The organism is Kribbella orskensis, assembly GCF_004342085.1.
Taxonomy (GTDB): Bacteria; Actinomycetota; Actinomycetes; order Propionibacteriales; family Kribbellaceae; genus Kribbella; species Kribbella orskensis.
On sequence record NZ_SLWM01000062.1, the window covers coordinates 1 to 4418 of the forward strand.

Annotated in this window: 4 protein-coding genes; 2 read left to right on the forward strand and 2 right to left on the reverse strand. The window is 69.5% G+C overall.

The window, feature by feature from the left end; all coding sequences use genetic code 11:
* Nucleotides 1–14 precede the first annotated feature (14 nt).
* Together EV644_RS44245 and EV644_RS44250 are read right to left on the reverse strand one after the other, a co-directional pair.
* Nucleotides 15–935 carry an NAD-dependent epimerase/dehydratase family protein gene (locus EV644_RS44245; protein WP_132197841.1) on the reverse strand — a complete coding sequence of 307 codons (921 nt, stop codon included), beginning with the start codon at nt 933–935 and terminating at the stop codon, nt 15–17.
* Nucleotides 935–1351, reverse strand: coding sequence for a cupin domain-containing protein (locus tag EV644_RS44250; RefSeq protein WP_132197843.1), 417 nt, complete (start codon nt 1349–1351; stop codon nt 935–937). The genes EV644_RS44245 and EV644_RS44250 overlap by 1 nt, the downstream gene beginning before the upstream one ends.
* Nucleotides 1352–1552: 201 nt before the next feature.
* Here EV644_RS44250 and EV644_RS44255 point away from each other — a divergent pair, with 201 nt between their 5' ends.
* Complete coding sequence (locus EV644_RS44255) at nt 1553–2998, forward strand: MFS transporter (RefSeq protein ID WP_241999466.1); 1446 nt, start codon at nt 1553–1555, stop codon at nt 2996–2998.
* Entirely contained in the window at nt 2995–3528 is a 534-nt protein-coding gene (locus EV644_RS44260; protein WP_132197845.1) for a TetR/AcrR family transcriptional regulator, read from the forward strand. Before EV644_RS44255 ends, EV644_RS44260 begins: the two co-directional genes overlap by 4 nt.
* Nucleotides 3529–4418 lie beyond the last annotated feature (890 nt).

A 4418-nucleotide genomic window follows, 5' to 3' on the forward strand; every position in this document is an offset into this window, starting at 1 on the left:
GCAACGCCAGGCGATCACCCACGCCCACCCTCCCAAGCAGTACCGTCAACGAGATCCACGAACCACAATCTGCCCATCGGTGGATCGAGGCTAAGGAAGCCCTCGCGCCACGTCTGGTACTGCGGGGTCCAGTGCAACTGGTTGCGGGCGTAGTGGTTGTCCGCGCCGCGGGCCCAACGGGTCCGCTCCAAGTCGACCGGGACCGGCTCGGGTGCGCCGACGGAACGGGCGAAAGCGGGAACCCACTCGGCGGCCGCAGCAGGGGCGTCGTCGACGATGTTGACCGGTCCGCTCGGCCAGTCGAGTGCCTGGACCGCGGCCGCGGCGGCGTCCTCCACGTGCACGAAGCTGCTGACGTCGGAGTTCGGGACGAGCTCGCCGGCGCGGGCCTTGTCGTCCATCAGCCCGCCCTTCGAGAACCAGGTGCCCGGACCGTAGAGCGTGCCGTAGCGGAGAACCACCCACTCGGGCACCTCGGCCACGATCTCCTCCAGCGCGGCCACGCCCTCCACCGACCCGAGCCGAGGCATGGACGCGCCGAGGTCGAGCGGAGTCCCCTCGACTGCCGGCGAGTCGCCGCCTTCATACGCCCAGGCAATGCTCTGCGCGACCACCCGACGAGCGCCGGCGGCGAGTGCCGCGTCGACAAGGTTCCGCGTGCCAGTCTTGCGGATGGTCGAGTTCGCGGCGAAGTTGCCGCTGCTCAGGTCAGTCAGCTGGTGCATCACCACGTCGGGCTGCGCTGCGATCACGGCAGCCGTCAGCGCCGCTGCGTCGTAGACATCTGCCTGCACCGCGTCGGCACCCTGCGTCTTCAGGACGTGGACCTGCGCGTCATGCCGAACCAATCCGGTGACCTGATGTCCGGCAGCGATCAACTCAGGGACGAGGATGCGACCGATCACCCCCGTCGCCCCGGCCAGGAAGACCCGCATCAGTTCGCCTCCGAGAGGTCCGCATCCACGGTCCGCGCTCCGCGTCGATCGCGCCGGGCCTCGAGCTCCTCGGCGTCGACGAGCGTGAGCATCGGCTGTCCCGGTACCCCCAACATCACGACCACGAAGCGGCTCGGCCGGTCGGTGAGGTGGTTGGCGGCCTGGTAGTGGATCAGGTCGCCGCCGGGCTCCCAGAAGGCCTCGCCCTCCTTGATCACCCGCGGCGCCTCGCCTTCGAGCTCGAAGAGCAACTCGCCCTCGAGCATGTAGCCGAACACCGGTCCCGAGTGCCGGTGGGGAGGCGTCCCGGGATCGCCCGGCGGAAGGTCGATGGTCGCCGTCATCACCTCGGCTCCGGCGGGGAGCCGCGGCGGCACCACATCCAGCAGCATCGTCAACTGCGAGTTCGATTCCATCCTTCCAACGTAAAAGCCTGACTGACCCAGGAACTGGTCCACTTCGCCGGCCATTCGATGGTCCATTTCGCCACGCTCGAGCTGAGCAGCGCCGTACCCGAGTTGAGCCGCGCCGTACCCGAGTTGAGGAAGGGGTGAACGGGCGTTTACTGTGGAGGTGAACAGTTGTTCACCTGCGCCGCTCCACCGCAGCCCTGCCTCGTGAGGACCTTCTTGACCGTCCGTCCTGCTGCTCACCCGCGTCTGGTTCTGGCCGCACTCGCCTCCTGTGGCGTGCTGGTGTCGGTGATGCAGACGATCGTGGTGCCGTTGCTGCCCGAACTGCCCTCGCTCACCAACAGCCGCCCGGCCGACGTCAGTTGGCTGCTCACCATCACCCTGCTCACCGGCGCCGTGTTCACCCCGTTGCTCGGCCGGGCCGGGGATATGTACGGCAAGCGCCGGGTGCTGATCGTCGCGCTCGCGTCGATGGTGCTCGGCTCGTTGCTCTGCGCAATCAGTTCCCTGCTGCCGGTGCTGATCGCGGGCCGCGCCTTCCAGGGCGCCGCGGTCGCCGTCGTCCCGCTCGGCATCAGCATCCTGCGCGACGAGTTGCCGCCGGACCGGGTGATCCCGTCCATCGCGATCATGAGTTCCACCCTGGGCGTCGGTGCCGCGTTCGGCATCCCCGCCGCGACGCTGGTGGTGCAGTACGCGAACTGGCACACGATGTTCTGGATCTGCCTCGCGCTCGGCCTGCTCGACATCCTGCTGGTGCTGCTGATCGTGCCCGAGTCGAAGCTGCGCACCAGCGGGCGGTTCGACGTACCGGGTGCTCTCGGGCTGAGCGCGTTCCTGGTCTGCCTGCTGCTGGCGGTGTCCAAGGGGAGCGCCTGGGGCTGGGGGTCGGCGGCGACCCTCGGGTTGTTCGCCGGCGCGGTCGTGATCGTGCCGCTGTGGATCCTGTTCGAGCTGCGGACGTCGGCCCCGCTGGTGGATCTGCGGGTGTCGGCGCGACCGGCCGTTCTGTTCACCAACCTCGCCGCCCTGCTGATCGGGTTCGCCTTCTACGCGAACTCGCTGACCACCGCGCAACTCGTGCAGGAGCCGACCTCGACCGGGTACGGGCTGGGTGCCTCGATCGTGGTCAGCGGGTTGTGCCTGCTGCCGGGCGGTATCGCGATGGTGCTGCTCTCGCCCGTCTCCGCGCGGATCTCCAAGGCTCGCGGGCCCCGCTTCACCCTCGCGATCGCGGCCGCCCTGATGGCCGCCGGGTACGTCGTGCGGCTGTTCACCAGTGAGAACCTGATCGCGATCGTGGCGGGTGCGACCGTGGTCGCGGCCGGAACCGCCGTGGCCTACTCGGCACTTCCGGCTCTGATCATGCATGCTGTGCCCGTGACCGAAACGGCCGCCGCGAACGGCCTCAACACCTTGATGCGCACGATCGGGCAGGCAGTCTGCAGCGCGATCGTGGCCACTGTCCTGGCCAACGTGGTCGCCACCCACGCGGGCCGGACGGCTCCGACGCTCGGCGCCTATCTGATCATCTTCGTGATCGCCGGCGCCGCCGCGCTGGTCGCGGTCGGCCTCACGCTGCTGATCCCGGCTCGCCGGGCCGTGCCGGCGCGCCACCCCGAACTGGCCGAGGCGGGCCGGGCCACGTGACCGACGTCGGCCGTACTGCGATCCTCCGGGCGGCGCGCAGAGCGTTTGCACGACAGCCCTATGCGGCGGTGACCCTGCGGGGGATCGCCAAGGACGCCAATGTCAGCGCGTCGCTGATCGTGAAGCATTTCGGCGGCAAGGAGTCCCTCTTCGACCAGGTCGCCGATTTCAGCGCCGCGGCCGAACTGTTGCTGGCGGCCCCTGATGCGGAGCTCGGCCGCCACGCGGTGGTGACGCTGATCCAGTGGCGTCGCGACAACGGCAGCGACCTGCTGCTCCGGGTGGTCTTCGCCATCGGCATCAGCGACGAACGGAAACTCCTGCGCGAGCGGTTCCACGACCAGGTCGTGCAGGCCTTCGCGGACCGCCTCTCCGGCGACGACATCGCACTGCGCGCCGACCTCATCGTCGCCCACCTCCTCGGCCTCGGCGCCGCCCTCGCCGTCGACAAGACCGGCCCGACCGCCTCCGCCGACCCCGCCCAGGTCGCCGACCTCTACGCCCCCGCCCTCCAGTCGCTGATCAGCTGAGCGCCCGGCCGCAGCGCGCCGTCGTTCCCACTCGGCACAGCGCCCGCCACTCCCACCCGCAGCGCACGTCGTTGCCCACCTCGGACTGGCCGAGCGAGGCCGCCCCCACCCGGCCGAGCACTCGCCACTCCCACCACAGCGCACGTCGTTGCCTAAATCGGACTGGCAGAGCGAGGCAGGCAGTTCCCACGCGGCCGAGCGGCCTGTTCCCATCCCGCGGCGCACGCGGTTCCCACCTCGGCCGAGCGGCCTGTTCCCATCCCGCGGCGCACGCCGTTCCCACCTCGGCCGAGCGCGACCCGTTCCCACCCTGCAGAGTGCGGCCGGTTCCAGCCGCATAGGCGGAGGTGGTTCGCGGTCTCCGCTGCGTGATGGTGCTAGTCGTGCTGGTGTGCGTCAAGAGCGCCTTTGGCGTCCCTTCGGGATCGAGCAAGCTCGACTCTTGACCCACCCCATCCCGACCAGGGAAGGACGCAGCTACGCGGATCCCGCGGGGAGGTCTGAGCCGGGTCCGGTGGAGTTTCAAGGCCGGCGTGTACCGAGCGACAGGCAGTACTGGTCCCCTCGTCTGGTCCCAGGCGTGGGAAGAATGCCAGGGCGGTGTGCCCGGCGACCACTTCCTGTCCATCGGTACACCGGCGGCCCCTGGGGACGGTTTCGTGCCGCTGGGCAGTGGTTGCGCATTGATTCCGGTGATGGCGCTGGCGGTGGCCGGTTCTTCGACCACTGACGGGTTCTTCGACCACTGACGGGTTCCTTCGGCCGCTGGCCGGTTGTTCGCCGACTGACGGCTTCTAGAGCCTGTTGGGGAATGGTTTTGGCTGGCGGAGGTCAGGGGTGTTGGTGGGGCTGTGGGTGTTGGGGCCCTGGGGCCGGGGCCTGCACCCTGG